Genomic DNA, 15,074 nt, shown 5'->3' on the forward strand with positions numbered 1-15,074 from the left:
CAGTGAGGGCATTTAGGAGCGGGATAATCTAGCTTAGCCATGATTTCTTTATGTGTACCAGCATCTAGAACATCCAAAATCGTAATGTTAGGGTCTTTGATTTCCAGTAAGTTTGTGATAAAATTTAATTGTTCCATAAGATTCTTTCTAATGATGGTTTGATCGCTTTTCATTATAGGTCTTATGGGACTTTTTTTCTACAACAAAATAGGCTCCATAATTCCTAAAGTGATTTTACCCACTACAGAAATTATAGAGCCCGAATAAAAGGTATAGGGTTGTGGTCCTATACCTTTTTCTTATGGTTCTTGTATCATTTTATTTTTTGAAGTGATTTCTAAAAAATATAGATAACATGTTGGTTAAGTTCTTGACAAATACTTTTATATATAGTAGAATGAAATAGATTTTAGGCTTGAAGGGAGTGAAAAATATGTCAAAGACAGTAGTACGTAAGAATGAATCACTTGACGATGCTCTTCGTCGTTTCAAACGTGCGGTTACTAAAGCTGGTACTCTTCAAGAAACACGCAAACGCGAATTCTATGAAAAACCTTCTGTAAAACGTAAACGTAAATCAGAAGCAGCTCGTAAACGTAAAAAATATTAAAAATAAGAGGTAAGCATTGGCTTACTTCTTGTTTTTTCTTTTATGTAACTTGGAAGAATTTAAAAACCACTACAGAAGCAGTGGTTACTAATCCAATGGCTATCTCTTTTCAAGAAGAGCCTTGATTTCTTGAAGAACTTCTAATTCAGTTGGAGCTGTCTCTTCTTCAACAACTTCCTCTTCTTTCTTTGTCAAGCTTTGAGCTTTTTCAGCGGCCTTAACGACAAAGAATAAAGTCGTACCGATAATTAAGAAATTGAGAATAGAGCTCAAAAAACTACCATACTTGACACCGTTCCAAGTGAGTTTTGCAATATCTTCAACATTAGCAGCTTTCAGAAGTGGGTTTAAGATAAGTGGAGTAATGATATCATTTACTAATGAGGTGATAATGGCTCCAAATGCGGCACCAATGATAACAGCTACGGCAAGGTCGACAACATTGCCACGAAGAAGAAAAGCTTTTAATTCCTTTAACATTTTCTTTTTCCTTTCAAAAAAATAATCACAGGCACCATTATAGCTAAAAAATCCTATTCTGGCAACAAAATTCATTGCGAATATTTTACTTTTTCGCGATTTTACGTTAAAATAGAGAATAGATTTCTATGATAGAATGGAGGTATTGACTGTATGGATAAAGAAACCATTGCTGAGATAAAAAATAGCGTCAATATCGTCGATGTCATAGGAGAGGTCGTTGCGCTAACTAAAAATGGCCGTAACTTTCTGGGACTCTGTCCTTTCCACGGAGAGAAAACCCCTTCTTTCAATGTGGTAGAGGATAAACAGTTTTACCACTGTTTTGGCTGTGGAAAATCTGGGGATGTCTTTAAATTTATTGAAGAGTATCAGGGAGTTCCTTTTCTAGAGGCCGTAAATACAGTTGCAGAACGTGCTGGGATTGCTATTGATTACCAGCCACAAGCAGTGCAGCAAATACCAAAAAGCCATCCACATCAGAGGCTTTATGACCTTCATGCAGTAGCAGCTAAATTTTATCATGCTATTCTGATGACAACCACTATGGGGGAGGCAGCCCGTTCTTACCTTTACAAGCGTGGATTGACTGATGATGTGATTAAGCATTTTCAATTAGGCTTAGCTCCATCGGATAACTCATCCCTTTATCAACGTGTACGAGAAGATTTTTCCGAAGAAGAGATTTTTCAGTCGGGACTTTTTCATTTGTCGGAGGGAAATCTAGTTTTTGATGCTTTCCAAGAACGGATTATGTTCCCGCTAACAGATGATCAGGGACGAGTGATCGCCTTTTCTGCTCGGGTTTGGAAAGAGGGAGCTGTTAACGACCAAGGGCAAGTTGCCAAATATAAAAATAGCCGTGCAACTGCGATTTTCAATAAAAGTTACGAACTTTATCACCTTGACAAGGCGCTTCCCGTCATCAAAAAATCTCACGAAGTTTATCTGATGGAAGGCTTTATGGATGTTATTGCCGCCTACCAATCAGGTATAGAAAATGCTGTTGCTTCCATGGGGACGGCGCTAACATCAGATCATGTCCGTCACCTAGGAAAGTACACAAAAAAAGTTGTAATAGCCTATGATGGTGATAAGGCTGGACAAGCAGCGACTGCGAAAGCTATAGATGAGCTGGGAACTCTTTCGGTAGAAATTATCGTTTTTCCAGAGCAACTGGATCCTGACGAGTTTTTACAAAAAAATTCCCCAGAGAAATTGTATGATTTTCTGACTAAGTCACGAATTAGTAAAGTGGAATTTTTGATAAACCATCTAAAGCCTGACAACCTTGAAAATCTGCAAGCACAGATTGATTTCGTAGAACGTATGGCGCCGATCATTGCTCAAACACCGTCCATAACAGCTCAAAATTCTTATATTTATTTGTTGGCTGATCTCTTATCGCATTTCGATTATTCGCAGGTGGAACAAGCTGTGAACCGAGTTCGTGTAGCTGGTCGAGAACAGCGACAAGCAAATACGTATCAAAGAGAATATTCAATGGCAAATCTGCCTGTTGGTAAACACCTGTCTCGTCTCATACGTGCAGAAAATACCCTGCTTTACCGAATGATTCATAACCCAGTGGTACTTAATGATTTTCGATTACGAGAGGATTTTCATTTTGAAACGACAGAATTACAAATTCTTTATGAAACTTTGTGTCAGAACGGTGAAGTAGATTCACAAACATTATCGGCTTTTCCTGATTCCGTTCAACAGGCTTGGTACAGCGTTTTAGAAGAGAACCTTCCGGAGGAATTCTCAACGGAAGAGTTAGAAGAAGTTGAACGTGTGCGAAATCAAGAAATTTTACGCTACAAGAATCAACAAATAGGAAAAAAAGTTCGTGAAGCATCACACAATGGTGATGTGGATGTGGCAGTTCAGGAAATCGAGCGCTTAATTGCTCAAAAAAGAAGAATGGAGTAAGTATGACTACAAAACAAAAAGAAGTCACAACATTTGATGTTCAAGTTGCGGAGTTTATCCGTAATCATAAACAAAGTGGTACTGCAACAGATGATGACATCAATGCCGGGCTTGTTATCCCATTTGCCTTAGACGCTGATGGAATTGACAATCTCCTGCAACGTATTCAAGATGCTGGTATTTCAATCATAGATAAAGATGGCAACCCAAGTGCTCGTGTATTGAGTACAGAAGAGGAAGTTGAACTGAGCGATGAGGAATTACTGGGCAGCAACTCTGCCAAGGTCAATGACCCCGTTCGGATGTACCTCAAGGAGATTGGGGTTGTGCCACTTTTGACCAACGAAGAAGAGCAGGAATTGGCAATTTTGGTGGAGCAAGGTGACACAGAAGCCAAGCAGCGTTTGGCAGAAGCCAACTTGCGTCTGGTGGTGTCTATCGCTAAACGCTATGTTGGGCGTGGCATGCAGTTTCTGGATTTGATTCAAGAGGGAAATATGGGGCTTATGAAGGCAGTTGACAAGTTCGACTACACCAAGGGCTTCAAGTTCTCAACTTATGCAACTTGGTGGATTCGCCAAGCCATTACACGTGCCATTGCAGATCAGGCACGGACTATTCGGATTCCGGTCCACATGGTTGAAACAATCAATAAACTGGTTCGTGAGCAGCGCAATCTCTTGCAGGAGCTAGGGCAAGACCCGACGCCTGAGCAAATCGCTGAGCGCATGGATATGACGCCTGACAAGGTACGCGAAATTTTGAAAATCGCCCAAGAGCCCGTTTCTCTGGAAACGCCAATCGGAGAAGAAGATGACAGTCATCTGGGTGATTTCATTGAGGACGATGTTATCGAAAATCCAGTTGATTACACGACACGTGTTGTGCTACGCGAGCAGTTAGATGAAGTCCTCGATACCCTGACCGACCGTGAGGAAAATGTCCTGCGTCTGCGTTTCGGGTTGGACGACGGAAAAATGCGAACGCTGGAAGATGTCGGCAAAGTCTTTAACGTAACGCGGGAGCGGATTCGGCAGATTGAGGCGAAAGCGTTGCGGAAATTGCGCCACCCGAGCCGTAGCAAACCACTGCGTGATTTTATTGAAGATTAAAGGTACTAACATATGACTTACACAACAGAAGAAACAGGAGCGATCAAAGAGCGGATCCTCCGCGCATTAGAAGAAGTAATTGACCCTGAGTTGGGAATTGATATTGTTAATCTCGGTCTAGTTTATGAAATTCGCTTTGATAGTGAAACAGGTGAGACAGAGATTGATATGACGCTCACAACGATGGGCTGTCCTTTAGCTGATTTACTAACGGATCAAATTTATGATGCAATGAATGAGGTGCCAGAAGTTACCAAAGTTGAAGTGAAACTCGTCTGGTATCCTGCTTGGACGGTTGATAAAATGAGCCGTTATGCTCGGATTGCTCTAGGAGTTAAATAAGTTTTAAAAGGCGTGAAAAAATTCGCGCTTTTTTCTTTAAACTAAGCAGAATTTATGATATACTGTTATCTGTAGTGTTTTGGGGTCGTTACGGATTCGACAGGCATTATGAGGCATATTTTGCGACTCATCTAGCGGATGTAAAACGCCAGTTAAATATAACTGCAAAAAATAACAATTCTTACGCTTTAGCTGCCTAAAAACCAGCGGGCGTGACCTGATTTGGATTGCTTGTGTCTAATGCTAGGTCTTTATTTTAGCAAGCTACGGCAAGGTCTCGTCTAGCGGCCTTGCAAGAGATTGATAGACTCGCTTGACTTGGGCTTGAGCTATGTGTCAAAGTTAAGTTAAAATAAGATATAGCCTATGGTTGTAGACAAATGTGTTGGCAGGTGTTTGGACGTGGGTTCGACTCCCACCGGCTCCATTGAGGTTGTTTGTCTGACCTCTATCATGGAAGATTACTCAAGAGGCTTAAGAGGCTGTGTTGGAAACGCAGTAGGCGTGTGAAAGCGTGCGTGGGTTCGAATCCCATGTCTTCCGTTTGGTTTTTAGATGAATAAAAAAGAGTGGAAATGTATTTCGCTCTTTTTGTTTTGGAAAATACTTGCAAAATTTCTGAAAAGTAGTAAACTGATAGGTGAGACTGGAGGTTTCTGTGAAATTATACGTACAACTGATGATTATTTTTGCTATTTCCTTAATAGGTGAAGCCATTTCGGCTCTTTTTAATTTGCCTGTTCCAGGAAGTATTATCGGTTTAATTATTCTTTTTTTAGCACTACATTTTAAAATTCTACGCTTACGTCATGTCAGTATGGTCGGCAATTTTCTTTTGGCAAATATGACCATTCTTTTTCTGCCAGCAGGTGTGGGAATTATGGATAAATTTGACGCTATTGCTCCCTATTTGTTACCAATTATAATCATCATTTTAGGCGCCTTAGTTCTCAATGTTATCATTATCGCTTTGGTCGTTCACTCTATCAAAAATCGCTATGAAGGAGATTACGGAGAGCGAGGTGGTAAACATGTCTAGCCTTTGGACAAATCCCTTATTTGGAATATCTCTATCTATTTTTGCTTATTTGCTGGGAATGCTAATCTATCGCCGTTTTCCTCATCCGTTGACAACACCGCTTTTTCTAGCTGCGATCATGATTATTCTGTTTTTGAAACTAACAGGAATTTCCTATAAAGACTATTATATTGGTGGAAGTTATCTAAATAATCTAATCGTTCCGTCAACGGTCACTTTGGGAATCCCTCTTTATAAAAGTTTTCACCTGATGAAACATCATATGAGAAGTATCTTACTTGCTACCTTTTTATCTGCTGTGGCAAACACGACCTTTACTGCATTCGTTGCGAAAATGTTCGGTATGGATTTCTTTCTAGCCATTTCCCTTTTCCCAAAATCCGTAACAACAGCGATGGCTGTAGGAATTACAGATAAAATGCAGGGAATTACCACCATAACCTTGGTAGTGGTGGTAGCAACAGGTATTTTGACAAGTGTTATAGGCCCTAGTTTGTTAAAGATGTTAAAAATTAAAGATCCGATTGCTATCGGCTTAGCACTTGGAGGAACTGGACATGCGGTCGGAACAGGTTCTGCATTTCAATACGGTCAAGTAGCTGGAGCGATGGGTGGTTTAGCCATTGGCATCATGGGACTTATGTATGTTTTTGTCAGCCCTCTTGTTGCTGCTATCATTTTGAAATAAAAAAATCCTGAGGTTACGACAATCTCAGGATTTTCTATTTTATTGGAGATTTACTTTATTTTTTAGAATGTAATAAGTCCCAAAGTAGAAAAGTATAGCTGTAATGATATAGTATAGGATAGAAAGACCATTACTATAATAAGGTGTAGTGGATACAATTACAGCAGGATTGCCTGTGACAAAAAAGAAACTAGGTACAAAACTAACGATGAGATAAAAAGCGACTGCAATAGGTGTACGATAGTTTTCAAATAGTTGTCCTACTGAAATAGCGAGATAGATGAGAAGGGTATTGGAAATTATGCCAAAGAATTGATTGGCAACATCAAGGTAGAAATTACTTTCACTGAATAATTCCCAAACGTTAAAAGCATTAGTGAGCGCTTGAAACCAATCAAAACCAGGAACAACTGATGCACTTATAATAAACCACATAATAGCAATACTCAGCAGAAAAGTAAGGAAACTAAGAAGTGTCCAAATAAGTGCAGCAATTAATTTTGAAAGAATAATTTGGTGTTCGTTAACAGGCAGCGTCAATGTCAGGTACCCTTCACGTCCGTAGATATTATTTTTAAAACGACGAATAATCAGAAACAAAGTTGAGATAAAAAGCGTAGAAAGGATTCCAAAAAAACTTAGAGCAAAAAAGAACAACAAAATTGCATGGTTTTCACTTGCCTGTGCTGCTATAGAAAAGGTGCTAATACTTCCATGGAAATGATTGAAGTTGATTGAAAACAAGGCTCCGATGAGAACAGATAGTAAAAGCATCATTCCATACAAACCTAGGTACCATTTATTAACATTTTTAAACTCATATTTTAATAATTTTCTAAACATAATAAACTCCTTTTTTCTAAGCCTTGAACTCATCGCGGAAGAGTTGGTCGATGGATTCACCGGACTCATAACGAATGTCATCCACATTGCCCTGACGGACAATTTCTCCTCGGTCAATAAAGATAATTTCATCTAAAATTGGCTCAATATCTGAAATTAAGTGAGTAGAAATGATGACAGAAGCAGTTGGCGAATAGTTGTTGATAATGGTACGCAGAATATAGTCACGCGCAGCGGGATCCACACCACCAATTGGTTCATCAAGGACGTAGAGACGCGCTTGACGACTCATAACTAGAATCAACTGCACTTTTTCCTTATTTCCCTTGGAAAGTTTTTTAAATCGAACGGTCGGATCAATTTTTAAATCTTCCAATAAGTTGAGAGCACGCGCTTCATCAAAGTCAGCATAAAAATCTTTGAAAAGCTGAACAGCTTGTTGCACAGTCATATTGTCATTAAGGTAGGTCGTATCTGGCAAGTAAGAGACAATCTTTTTACTTTCGCTAGAAGGAGTTATCCCATTGATCGTGATTAGCCCTTCGTTTGGTTGTAATAGTCCGTTGATGAGTTTTATTAGGGTCGTTTTTCCAGAACCATTTGGCCCTAACAATCCAACGATTTTTCCAGCTTCAATTTCCAAGTTGATATGCTGGAGAGCGACTGTACTACCATAAGATTTTGAAACATTTTCAAATTTTACTAAAGACATTTTCAAATCTCCTTGTCTATTTTTACTGGGTGAGTGTTAATATAATTTGTAACGACTGTCCCCAAATCCTGTTGTTCATAGCCAAAATGAAGCATATTAGTGACAAAACGGTTGAGTTCTTCCTGCGCAAGAGCATCACGAGTTTGTAAAATCAATTCATGATTGTCTGTGACAAATCGTCCGGCAGTTCGCTGGGCGTAGACAAAACCTTCTTTTTCTAGTTCGGACAAAGCACGTTGGATGGTATTAGGATTTACACCTGCCTCCTCTGCTAATTCACGGACAGAGAGCAACCGTTCACCGCTTTTTAGTTGATTAGAAATAATTTGCACTTTTAATCGTTCCATAATTTGTAAGTAAATGGGACGATTATTATCAAAATTCCATACCATAGGAACTCCTTTCTATATTTGAAGTTGTTGTAGATCGTCTACAGAAATAGAGGATTGAAACTCTATTTTGTTCTAACTAAATAGTACAATAATACATGGATAATGTCAAGTATTTTACATAAAAATAGTTAAGCACAGCAGAGTTTTCATAAATCTTGTATAATAGAAGGAGATAAAAGAATGGAGAGAGCGAAGTGGTAGCACAACTTGATACAAAAACAGTGTACAGTTTTATGGATAGCCTGATGACACTTGATAAATACATAGCAACTGCGAAAACTATGGGATACAAGCAGCTGGGCATCATGGATAAAAATAACCTTTATGCTGCCTATACTTTTTTAGAAAAAGCCAAGAAAGCTGGATTACAGCCACTTTTGGGAATAGAACTTGATGTAATCTTTGAAGAACAGCCTTTATCTTTACGACTTTTGACCTTATCAACCAAGGGCTATCAACAGTTGATGAAGATTGCCACCCAAAAAATGTTGGGGAAATCTCGTTGGGAGGATCTTTCTCCGTTGATAAAAGATTTGGCGATTATTATCCCTGCTTTTGAAGGAGTGGACGACTTGGAGCTGGGGCATGACTTTTACATCGGCGTTTCGCCTCGGACAAAAAAGCAAGATTTCAAACATTTGACCTTGCCGCTTCATACGGTGCGCTATTTTGACCGGTCTGATTTGGAGACCTTGCAAATGTTGCGAGCCATTCGGGACAATAGCAGCTTGCGCGAAGTCGGTGATTTCCCTAGCCACCAATATCTCTTGCCGCCAGAAGCCTTGCGAGCAGCCTTTGCCGATACTTTCCCAGAAAGCTGGGACAATTTGGACGAGCTGATTGCGGATGTGCACTATGACATCAACAACGAGTTGAAATTGCCGCGCTTCAATCCTGAGCGACCAGCCGTTGAGGAATTGCGGGAGCGAGCGCAGGCAGGACTAGCTGTCAAGGGCTTGGCCAACCCGCTTTACCAAGAGCGGCTGGAGGAGGAGCTCTCGGTCATTCATCAAATGGGCTTTGATGATTATTTCTTGATTGTCTGGGATTTGCTGCGTTTTGGTCGCAGTCAGGGCTACTATATGGGTATGGGACGGGGCTCTGCCGTGGGGAGCCTGGTTGCCTACGCCCTTGAGATTACAGGGATTGACCCTGTCGAGAAAAACTTGCTTTTCGAGCGTTTCTTAAATGTCGAGCGCTACACCATGCCCGATATTGATATTGATATTCCCGATGTCTACCGTCCGGAGTTTATCCGCTATGTCCGCGACCGCTATGGTACCATGCACGCGGCGCAGATTGTCACTTATTCGACTTTTGGTGCCAAGCAAGCCATTCGCGATGTTTTCAAGCGCTTCGGTGTTCCCGAGTATGAATTGACCAATATCACGAGAAAAATCAGCTTTCGCGATAGCCTGACTTCGGCTTACGAGGGCAAGTTGTCCTTCCGCCAGATAATCAATAGCAAACTGGAGTACCAAAAGGCTTTTGACATTGCCAAAAAAATCGAGGGAAATCCGCGCCAGACCTCTATCCACGCGGCGGGTGTGGTGATGAGTGACAACGACCTGACTGACCATATTCCCCTCAAATATGGCGAAGACATGTACATCACCCAGTACGATGCTCACGGTGTTGAGAGCAATGGTCTTTTAAAAATGGACTTTCTGGGGCTGCGCAATCTGACTTTTGTGCAGCGCATGAAAGAGGCGGCGCTGGATAAATACGGCGTGGATATTGACATTGCCCAGATTGATTTGGAAGATAAGGAGACGCTGAAGCTCTTTGCGGCTGGCGACACCAAGGGGATTTTCCAGTTTGAGCAAGCTGGCGCGATCAATCTGCTCAAGCGTGTTCAGCCGTCGCAGTTTGAGGAGGTCGTGGCGACAACCAGTCTCAATCGTCCGGGAGCCAGTGATTACATTGATAATTTTGTCAAACGCAAGCACGGGCAAGAAGCGGTCGAGTTGATTGACCAGAGCCTAGCTGACATCCTTTCGCCGACTTACGGTATCATGCTCTATCAGGAGCAGGTCATGCAGGTAGCGCAGCGTTTTGGCGGCTTTAGTTTGGGCAAAGCCGACATTCTCAGACGCGCTATGGGGAAGAAAAATGCTGCCGAAATGCACAAAATGGAAGAGGAGTTTGTCGCTGGGGCAATCAAGCTGGGGCATTCGGAAGAAAAGGCAAAAGAAGTGTTCGCCGTCATGGAAAAATTCGCGGGCTATGGTTTCAACCGCAGTCATGCCTATGCTTACTCGGCTCTGGCTTTCCAGCTGGCTTACTTTAAGGCGCACTATCCAGACATCTTTTTTGATGTGATGCTTAATTATTCCAGCAGCGACTACATCACAGATGCCCTGTCCTTTGACTTTCAAGTAGTACCCTTGACCATTAACAACATCCCCTACCACGACAAGTTTCAGGACAAGAAGATTTTCATGGGGCTGAAAAATATCAAGGGCTTGCCACGCGATTTCACCCACTGGATTATGGAGGCGCGTCCCTTTGCTAGTGTGGAGGATTTTCTTTTCAAATTGCCAAAGAATTATCGTAAACCAACTTTCTTGCTTCCCCTCATTCAATTAGGTCTCTTTGACTGTTTTGAAAAGAACCGTGCTAAAATTGAGCATAATCTTGAAAATCTCTTCGTTTTTACAGATGAGTTGGGTAGCCTGTTTGGAGAAAGCGCCTATAGCTGGATAGATGTAGAAGATTATAGTGATGCAGAAAAGTTTGAATTGGAGCAGATTATTATCGGCGTTGGGCTTAGTCCACATCCTCTTTTAGCCGCAGCCAAGAATGCTCAGCAAGCCTTTACACCACTAACTGAACTAACCAAAAATAGCCGTACAACGATTCTTATTCAACTTGAAGATATTAAAGTTATTCGTACCAAAAATGGCGAGCAAATGGCCTTCCTGCGTGTCAGCGATACCAAGCAAAAGCTAGATGTGACTCTCTTTCCAGAAACATATCAGAAATTTAACGGTCAATTACGCTTAAAGGGACTTTATTATATGACAGGTCGGATCCAAGAACGTGACGGACGTTTACAAATGATCTTAGAAACTTGCCAAGAAGTTGTCACTGAACGTTTCTGGGTGCAATTAGCTAATCATGAAAGTGATGCAGAAATATCCGCTATTTTACAGCAATTTCGAGGAGATATTCCAGTCGTTATCCGTTATGAAAATGAAAGAAAGACAGTGGCAATTCCTCAATATCGTGTTCAAAAATCAGAGAAATTACAAGAAGAATTGAAGAAAATAACCATGAAAACGATTTATCAATAAAAAATTAGGAAAAAAGAAGAATTTTGATTTTGATTGTGGTATAATCAAGGGTGAATGTAAAAAGAAAAAGGAGCACAAACGAATGAAACGTATTGCTGTTTTGACTAGTGGTGGAGACGCCCCTGGTATGAATGCTGCTATCCGTGCAGTTGTTCGTAAAGCAATTTCAGAAGGAATGGAAGTTTACGGTATCTATGACGGTTATGCCGGCATGGTTGCTGGTGAAATTTATCCGCTTGATGCTGCATCAGTTGGAGATATTATTTCACGTGGTGGTACTTTCCTTCACTCAGCTCGTTATCCAGAATTTGCCCAATTAGAAGGACAATTAAAAGGAATTGAGCAACTTAAAAAACATGGTATTGAAGGAGTTGTGGTTATCGGTGGAGACGGTTCTTATCATGGCGCTATGCGATTGACAGAACATGGCTTCCCAGCTGTCGGACTTCCTGGCACGATTGACAATGATATCGTTGGTACAGATTTTACAATCGGTTTTGACACAGCTGTTACAACTGCGATGGATGCCATTGATAAGATTCGCGATACCTCATCTAGTCACCGTCGTACTTTTGTTGTTGAAGTAATGGGACGTAACGCTGGAGACATCGCTCTCTGGGCTGGTATTGCTACAGGTGCCGATGAAATCATCGTTCCTGAAGAAGACTTCAAAATCGAAGATATCGTTGCAAGTATTAAACGTGGCTATGAAGAAGGTAAGAAACATAATATTATTGTTCTTGCAGAGGGTGTTATGTCAGCCGATGAATTTGGTAAGAAGTTGAAAGAAGCTGGTGATGTGAGCGATCTTCGTGTGACTGAACTTGGACATATTCAACGTGGTGGTTCCCCAACTGCTCGTGACCGTGTTCTTGCTTCTCGTATGGGTGCTCATGCCGTTACCCTTCTTAAGAAGGGTATTGGTGGTGTTGCGGTTGGTATTCGTAATGAACAAATGGTTGAAAATCCAATCCTTGGTACAGCAGAAGAGGGTGCTTTATTTAGTTTAACAGAAGACGGTAAGATTATTGTTAATAATCCACATAAAGCTGATCTTGATCTTGCTAAATTAAACCGTAGCATTTCAATGTAATTTTAATTTGTTATTCTGGTCATAAAGACCATTTAAATAAAAAGGAGTGTTCATATATCATGAATAAACGTGTAAAAATCGTTGCAACTTTAGGTCCTGCGGTAGAAATCCGTGGTGGTAAAAGATTTGGTGAAGATGGCTATTGGAGCGAAAAATTAGATGTTGAAGCATCGGCTCAAAATATTGCAAAATTAATCCAAGCTGGTGCAAATACATTCCGTTTCAACTTCTCGCATGGTGATCATGCAGAACAAGGTGATCGTATGGCTACTGTGCACCGTGCAGAAGAAATTGCTGGTCAAAAAGTTGGTTATCTTCTTGATACAAAAGGACCAGAGATCCGTACAGAGTTATTTGAAGGCGATGCTAAAGAATATTCTTACAAAACAGGTGAAAAAATCCGTGTTGCAACTAAACAAGGTATCAAATCAACTCGTGAAGTTATCGCATTGAATGTTGCTGGTGCACTTGATATCTATGACGATGTTGAAGTTGGAAAACAAGTTCTTGTTGATGACGGTAAACTTGGTCTTCGCGTTATTGCAAAAGATCCTGTTACACGTGAATTTGAAGTAGAAGTTGAAAACGACGGTATTATCGCTAAACAAAAAGGTGTTAATATTCCGAACACGAAAATTCCTTTCCCTGCCCTTGCTGAACGTGATAACGACGATATTCGTTTCGGCTTGAAACAAGGAATTAACTTCATCGCCATTTCATTCGTTCGTACAGCCAAAGACGTCAACGAAGTGCGCGCTATCTGTGAAGAAACTGGTAACGGACACGTTAAACTCTTTGCTAAAATCGAAAACCAACAAGGTATTGAAAACTTGGATGAAATCCTTGAAGTAGCTGATGGTATCATGATTGCTCGTGGTGACATGGGTATTGAAGTTCCATTTGAAATGGTTCCAGTTTACCAAAAAATGATTATCACAAAAGTCAATGCAGCTGGTAAAATTGCGATTACCGCAACAAACATGCTTGAAACAATGACTGAAAAACCGCGTGCTACTCGTTCAGAAGTATCAGACGTGTTTAACGCTGTTATTGACGGAACAGATGCAACAATGCTTTCAGGTGAATCTGCAAATGGTAAATACCCACTTGAATCTGTAACAACTATGGCTACAATTGATAAAAACGCTCAAACACTCTTGAATGAATATGGACGTTTGTCATCAGTTGACTATGCTCGTAGTTCTAAAACAGAAGTTGTTGCTTCAGCAGTGAAAGATGCTACAAACTCAATGGATATTAAATTGGTCGTTACAATCACTGAAACAGGTAACACTGCACGATTGATTTCTAAATATCGTCCTGACGCTGATATCTTAGCAGTAACATTTGATGAATTGACACAACGCTCATTGATGTTAAACTGGGGTGTTATTCCAGTTGTAACTGAAAAACCTGCTTCTACTGACGACATGTTTGAAGTTGCAGAAAAAGTTGCTCTTTCAACAGGATTAGTAGAATCAGGTGACAACATTGTGATTGTAGCCGGTGTCCCAGTTGGAACTGGTGGTACAAATACCATGCGTATCCGCACCGTACGTTAATTTGAATAACTATTCTATGCTAGTCAAGCTTTGCCTTGGCTGGCTTTTTATATTTTTGATACTTTTTTTCTGTATCTAAAAATGGTATAATAGTTTCATAGAGCGAAGGGAGAGGGCATGGCAAAAAGAGATTTACTGCGAAACATTATTTTATTACTTTTAGTTGTTTGTGTGTTTATTGGTTTACGCATTTGGGTTTTTGATTTGTATAAAATAAAAAATCAGGATGCAAACCATTATCTGAAAACAGGCGATTATATTTTAGCTATGAAAAATGGACTACCTAAATATGGAGAATTCGTCCTTTATGAGGTAAATGGAAAGGACCACGTAGGACGAATCATTGCTACGGAAAATGATAAAGTCACTTATATGGATGATGTTCTTTATCTTAATGATAAGATTAAAACAGAAGACTATTTGTTAAATTATAAAGAAAAATATCAAGCAAGTCTCCAAAACGGCGGGTATTTTACCCATGATTTTACGATTGCTACCCTTCCGAAAGTAAAATCTGACAAGGTGACAAAAAACAGTTATCTCATTCTCAACGATAATCGAAAAGATACAAGCGATAGTCGGAGCTTTGGTTTAGTTAGTCAGAAACAGATACGGGGAGTAATCCATTTTCGACTGTTTCCTCTAAATAAATTTGGTTTTATTGAAAATAAATGAAAAAGCGGTATAAATTGTGTCAAGCCCCAACTAAAATAGACAGTAAAAAAGTGTATTAGTTATGAAGATATGCTTCCCGATATTGCACGGGGGTCATGCCTTTTAATTTTTCTTGCGGTCTATCCATATTATACCAGTCTATATAGTCTTTGATTTGGCGAATGAGCTGTTTCTGACTCTCTGGAGGAAATAAAGTCAAAGACTCACTTTTGAGGTGAGAGAAAAAATTTTCACAAGGAGCATTGTCATAACAATTCCCTTTCCTAGAATGTGAGATTGTCACACCATAGGAGTC

15 protein-coding genes, 1 tRNA gene, 1 other RNA gene and 1 pseudogene are annotated in these 15,074 nt (G+C 40.3%); 12 read left to right on the plus strand and 6 right to left on the minus strand.

Translation table 11 applies throughout. The features are described from left to right. A pseudogene (locus tag A3I3_RS10860) lies at window positions 1–137 on the minus strand (ISL3 family transposase); the annotation flags it as partial. Window positions 138–433: 296 nt separating this feature from the next. Here A3I3_RS10860 and rpsU point away from each other — a divergent pair. Then, window positions 434–610 carry a 30S ribosomal protein S21 gene (gene rpsU, locus A3I3_RS0107255; protein WP_018372059.1) on the plus strand — a complete coding sequence of 59 codons (177 nt, stop codon included), beginning with the start codon at window positions 434–436 and terminating at the stop codon, window positions 608–610. 99 nt (window positions 611–709) lie between these two features. On the opposite strand, the gene mscL is transcribed toward rpsU, so the two are convergent. Next, window positions 710–1,090, minus strand: coding sequence for a large conductance mechanosensitive channel protein MscL (gene mscL / locus A3I3_RS0107260; protein ID WP_018372060.1), 381 nt, complete (start codon window positions 1,088–1,090; stop codon window positions 710–712). Window positions 1,091–1,243: 153 nt separating this feature from the next. Here mscL and dnaG point away from each other — a divergent pair, with 153 nt between their 5' ends. From dnaG to A3I3_RS0107290, 7 genes are all read left to right on the plus strand, one after another. Next, window positions 1,244–3,025 (plus strand): DNA primase, encoded by a 1,782-nt coding sequence (dnaG, locus tag A3I3_RS0107265; protein WP_018372061.1) that lies wholly within the window; start codon window positions 1,244–1,246, stop codon window positions 3,023–3,025. A gap of 2 nt (window positions 3,026–3,027) precedes the next feature. After that, entirely contained in the window at window positions 3,028–4,137 is a 1,110-nt protein-coding gene (gene rpoD, locus A3I3_RS0107270; protein ID WP_018372062.1) for an RNA polymerase sigma factor RpoD, read from the plus strand. 12 nt (window positions 4,138–4,149) lie between these two features. Then, window positions 4,150–4,479 carry a metal-sulfur cluster assembly factor gene (locus A3I3_RS0107275; RefSeq protein WP_018372063.1) on the plus strand — a complete coding sequence of 110 codons (330 nt, stop codon included), beginning with the start codon at window positions 4,150–4,152 and terminating at the stop codon, window positions 4,477–4,479. 81 nt (window positions 4,480–4,560) lie between these two features. Then, window positions 4,561–4,909: a transfer-messenger RNA gene (ssrA, locus tag A3I3_RS10580) on the plus strand. Window positions 4,910–4,934: 25 nt separating this feature from the next. Further along, window positions 4,935–5,022 (plus strand) — tRNA-Ser (locus A3I3_RS0107280). A gap of 115 nt (window positions 5,023–5,137) precedes the next feature. After that, window positions 5,138–5,518, plus strand: a complete 381-nt coding sequence (locus A3I3_RS0107285) for a CidA/LrgA family protein (RefSeq protein ID WP_026129791.1) — start codon at window positions 5,138–5,140, stop codon at window positions 5,516–5,518. After that, window positions 5,511–6,206, plus strand: a complete 696-nt coding sequence (locus A3I3_RS0107290; protein WP_018372065.1) for an LrgB family protein — start codon at window positions 5,511–5,513, stop codon at window positions 6,204–6,206. The genes A3I3_RS0107285 and A3I3_RS0107290 overlap by 8 nt, the downstream gene beginning before the upstream one ends. Window positions 6,207–6,245: 39 nt before the next feature. Here A3I3_RS0107290 and A3I3_RS0107295 read toward each other — a convergent pair whose 3' ends face one another. The 3 genes from A3I3_RS0107295 to A3I3_RS0107305 are packed head-to-tail and all read right to left on the minus strand — an operon-like array spanning window position 6,246 to window position 8,153. Further along, window positions 6,246–7,049 carry a hypothetical protein gene (locus A3I3_RS0107295; protein ID WP_018372066.1) on the minus strand — a complete coding sequence of 268 codons (804 nt, stop codon included), beginning with the start codon at window positions 7,047–7,049 and terminating at the stop codon, window positions 6,246–6,248. A gap of 16 nt (window positions 7,050–7,065) precedes the next feature. Further along, window positions 7,066–7,761, minus strand: a complete 696-nt coding sequence (locus A3I3_RS0107300; protein WP_018372067.1) for an ABC transporter ATP-binding protein — start codon at window positions 7,759–7,761, stop codon at window positions 7,066–7,068. A 2-nt stretch (window positions 7,762–7,763) separates the two neighbouring features. Then, entirely contained in the window at window positions 7,764–8,153 is a 390-nt protein-coding gene (locus tag A3I3_RS0107305) for a GntR family transcriptional regulator (RefSeq protein ID WP_018372068.1), read from the minus strand. Window positions 8,154–8,347: 194 nt separating this feature from the next. Between A3I3_RS0107305 and A3I3_RS0107310 the strand changes: the two genes are divergently transcribed. From A3I3_RS0107310 to lepB, 4 genes are all read left to right on the plus strand, one after another. Then, complete coding sequence (locus tag A3I3_RS0107310; RefSeq protein WP_018372069.1) at window positions 8,348–11,449, plus strand: DNA polymerase III subunit alpha; 3,102 nt, start codon at window positions 8,348–8,350, stop codon at window positions 11,447–11,449. Between the two features lie 82 nt (window positions 11,450–11,531). Continuing rightward, window positions 11,532–12,542, plus strand: coding sequence for a 6-phosphofructokinase (pfkA, locus tag A3I3_RS0107315; protein ID WP_003069674.1), 1,011 nt, complete (start codon window positions 11,532–11,534; stop codon window positions 12,540–12,542). Window positions 12,543–12,601: 59 nt separating this feature from the next. Next, on the plus strand, window positions 12,602–14,104 hold the full coding sequence (gene pyk / locus A3I3_RS0107320) for a pyruvate kinase (protein ID WP_018372070.1): 1,503 nt from the start codon (window positions 12,602–12,604) through the stop codon (window positions 14,102–14,104). A gap of 117 nt (window positions 14,105–14,221) precedes the next feature. Further along, on the plus strand, window positions 14,222–14,779 hold the full coding sequence (gene lepB / locus A3I3_RS0107325) for a signal peptidase I (protein WP_018372071.1): 558 nt from the start codon (window positions 14,222–14,224) through the stop codon (window positions 14,777–14,779). A gap of 55 nt (window positions 14,780–14,834) precedes the next feature. Here the strand turns inward: lepB and A3I3_RS10585 are convergent. Beyond that, a partial coding sequence (locus tag A3I3_RS10585) for an IS3 family transposase (protein WP_018371054.1) occupies window positions 14,835–15,074 on the minus strand: 240 nt, incomplete at its 5' end.

The sequence above is a fragment of the Streptococcus massiliensis DSM 18628 genome (assembly GCF_000380065.1).
Classification (GTDB): Bacteria; Bacillota; Bacilli; order Lactobacillales; family Streptococcaceae; genus Streptococcus; species Streptococcus massiliensis.